Consider the following 3,014-nt stretch of genomic DNA (forward strand, 5'->3'; position numbering starts at 1 on the left):
GATTTGACATGCGCGTCCTCACCTTCCTCGCCGCGCTTTCGCTCGGCGCGACGTCCGCACTGGCTGCCGAAGAGCCGAGCGGCTGCGACAAGTTCAAATGGCCGATCGATCGCGAGCGTGCCGCGCTTACCGCGCCGGACCGCGCGAAACTCGCATCGGGCAGCGACCAGGCGGCCCTGCCGTCATCGGCCATCACGCTGGGCCTGGTCGCGCCCGCGGATGCAAAGCTGCCCACGCCGCCGGAGCGCGCGCCGAAGGACGGTACCTTTGCCGGCTTCACCAGCATCAAGACCGCGAAGGCCGGCCTCTACACGATCAGCCTGTCGGCCGGCGCCTGGGTCGACGTGGTCCAGGATGGGCATTTCCTCAAGCCCGTGGCCTTCAGCGGCGCGACCGATTGCGAGGGCATCCGCAAGACCATGAAATACGAGCTGTCGGCGCAGCCTTTGGTGGTCCAGGTCAGCGGCGCCAAGGACAATTCGGTCTCGATCGCGATCCTGCCGGCGCAATAGGCCGTATGGTTAGACAAACGGTCGCCTTTGACCTACGGCTCCGGCCTGCTATCTTCGCAATTGCGATATCCCCGCCGGCCGTAAGCCGTTGCGGGGACACGTGGAACAGCGCTTCCGCACGTCGCAATGACCTCACCCAACGCCAGTTGCGCGCGCGATTTCGCGCGCGGGCTCGCACGGAGCGCACCCCATGTTTCGTATTGCCGGACTTTTCACCGCTTTCGTGATCCTCGCGGGCGCGAGCCTCTCGCCCGCCGCCGCCGAGGACAAGATCATCACCGTGTTCGCCGCCGCCTCGATGAAGAACGCGCTCGACGAGATCGATGCCGCCTACACCGCCAAGACCGGCGTCAAGTTCAGCGTCAGCTATGCCGCGAGCTCAGTGCTTGCCAAGCAGATCGAGCAGGGCGCACCAGCCGACGTGTTCGTCTCCGCCGACACCGACTGGATGGACTACGCGATCTCCAAGAAGACCATCAACGAGCCTTCCAGAGTCAACCTGCTCGGCAACAGCATCGTGCTGATCGCGCCGAAGGATTCAGCGATCAACAACGTCACCATCGCGCAGGGTTTTGACCTCGCAAAACTCGCCGGTGACGGCAAGATCGCGACCGGCGACGTCAAGTCCGTGCCGGTCGGCAAATATGCCAAGGCCGCGCTGGAAAAACTCGGCGCGTGGCAGGCGGCCGAGCCGAAATTCGCCATGGCCGAAAGCGTGCGCGCCGCGCTGACGCTGGTCGCCCGCGGCGAGGCTAGCCTCGGCATCGTCTACTCCACCGACGCCAAGGTCGAGCCCGGCGTCAAGATCGTCGGCACTTTCCCGGCGGATTCTCATCCCGCGATCATCTATCCGGTCGCGGCGACCACGACCGCGAAGGGCGAGACCAACGACTATCTCGCGTTCCTGCGTTCGACCGCGGCCAAGACCATTCTGGAAAAATACGGCTTCAAGTTCCTGGTCAGCCCCACGACTTGATATTGCGACTTGATGCTCGACATCTCTCCCGCCGAATGGACTGCGATCCTGCTCTCGCTCAGGGTCGCCGTCGTCGCCACGCTGGTCGCAACGCCGTTCGGCATTGCGCTGGCATGGCTGCTTGCCCGCCACGACTTCTGGGGCAAGTCGTTTCTCGACGCGGTGGTGCATCTGCCGCTGGTGCTGCCGCCTGTTGTCACCGGCTATCTCCTGCTCCTCACCTTCGGCCGCAAGGGACTCGTCGGTGGATTCCTGGCTGACACTCTCGGCATCGTCTTCGCGTTCCGCTGGACTGGTGCTGCGCTCGCCTGTGGCCTGATGTCGTTCCCGCTCTTGGTACGGCCGATGCGGCTGTCGATCGAGGCGATCGACCGCCGGCTCGAGCAGGCCGCCGAAACGCTGGGCGCTGCGCCCTGGAAAGTGTTCTTCACGGTGACGCTGCCGCTGGCGCTGCCCGGCGTGCTCGCCGGCATGGTGCTCGGCTTTGCCAAAGCGATCGGCGAGTTCGGCGCCACCATCACCTTCGTCTCCAATATCCCCGGCGAGACCCAGACGATTTCCTCCGCGATCTATTCGCTGATCCAGACGCCCGATGGCGATGCCGCAGCGGGCCGGCTTGTGATCGTCTCGATCATCCTGGCGCTGGGCGCGCTGATCGCCGCCGAATGGTTTGCGCGCCGCGCCACCGCGCGGCTACACGGGAACTGACCATGCTGCGGGTCGATGTCGAAAAGCAGCTTGGCGAATTCTTCCTCGCCGCATCCTTCAGCAGCGAAGGCCGCGTCATCGGCCTGTTCGGCGCCTCAGGCGCGGGCAAGAGCTCGCTGGTCAACATGGTCGCGGGGCTCTTGCGTCCCGATCGCGGCACCATCGTGATCGACGGCGAGACCGTGGACGACACCGCAGCCGGCATCCACGTTCCGACCTGGCGCCGCCGCATCGGCTATGTGTTCCAGGACGCGCGGCTGTTTCCGCATCTCAACGTCGCGCAGAACCTCGACTATGGAAGGCGCATGAACCGCCTCGCCTCCGATCCGGCGCAGCACAAGCGCATCATTGACCTGCTCGACATCGGCGCGCTTCTCGATCGCCGTCCCGGAAAACTCTCCGGCGGCGAGCGCCAGCGCGTCGCGCTCGGACGCGCGCTGCTGTCGAGGCCGCGGCTCCTGCTGCTCGACGAGCCGCTCGGCGCCCTCGACGAAGGCCGCAAGCTCGAGATCCTGCCCTATCTGGTGCGGCTGCGCGACGAGGCCAATGTGCCGATGGTCTATGTCAGCCACGACGTCGCCGAACTGCGCCAGCTCGCGACCCAGATCGTGATGCTGAAGCAGGGCCGGGTGACGTCGTTCGGCGGGGTGAAGGTGCTGACGTGAGGCACGTCGGCGCAACTTCCACCGCTGTCGTCCCGGCGAAGGCCGGGACCCATACCGCGTGATCTATCGGTAGCGGGCAGTGTGAGTACCGGCGAAGGAAGGATAACTGCGAGTCTTCGCCAAACTGCTCCCTGGGGTTATGGGTCCCGGCCT

Annotated in this window: 4 protein-coding genes; all 4 read left to right on the plus strand. The window is 65.5% G+C overall.

The window, feature by feature from the left end; all coding sequences use genetic code 11:
- Window positions 1-8 precede the first annotated feature (8 nt).
- Window positions 9-512 carry a hypothetical protein gene (locus ACXJL8_RS37890; RefSeq protein WP_456619388.1) on the plus strand — a complete coding sequence of 168 codons (504 nt, stop codon included), beginning with the start codon at window positions 9-11 and terminating at the stop codon, window positions 510-512.
- Window positions 513-702: 190 nt separating this feature from the next.
- The gene (modA, locus tag ACXJL8_RS37895) at window positions 703-1,488 is read left to right on the plus strand and encodes a molybdate ABC transporter substrate-binding protein (protein ID WP_456619387.1); all 786 of its coding nucleotides are present in this window, start codon (window positions 703-705) and stop codon (window positions 1,486-1,488) included.
- Between the two features lie 12 nt (window positions 1,489-1,500).
- Complete coding sequence (modB, locus tag ACXJL8_RS37900) at window positions 1,501-2,196, plus strand: molybdate ABC transporter permease subunit (protein ID WP_456619386.1); 696 nt, start codon at window positions 1,501-1,503, stop codon at window positions 2,194-2,196.
- Window positions 2,197-2,198: 2 nt separating this feature from the next.
- On the plus strand, window positions 2,199-2,861 hold the full coding sequence (gene modC / locus ACXJL8_RS37905; protein WP_456619385.1) for a molybdenum ABC transporter ATP-binding protein: 663 nt from the start codon (window positions 2,199-2,201) through the stop codon (window positions 2,859-2,861).
- Window positions 2,862-3,014 lie beyond the last annotated feature (153 nt).

It is taken from the genome of Bradyrhizobium sp. P5_C11_2 (genome assembly GCF_054049755.1).

Bases quoted from the DNA above. Each gene is read 5' to 3' on its own strand.
- ACXJL8_RS37890 (WP_456619388.1), top strand. From the start codon at position 9: ATGCGCGTCCTCACCTTCCTCGCCGCGCTTTCGCTCGGCGCGACGTCC.
- modA (WP_456619387.1), top strand. From the start codon at position 703: ATGTTTCGTATTGCCGGACTTTTCACCGCTTTCGTGATCCTCGCGGGC.
- modB (WP_456619386.1), top strand. From the start codon at position 1,501: ATGCTCGACATCTCTCCCGCCGAATGGACTGCGATCCTGCTCTCGCTC.
- modC (WP_456619385.1), top strand. From the start codon at position 2,199: ATGCTGCGGGTCGATGTCGAAAAGCAGCTTGGCGAATTCTTCCTCGCC.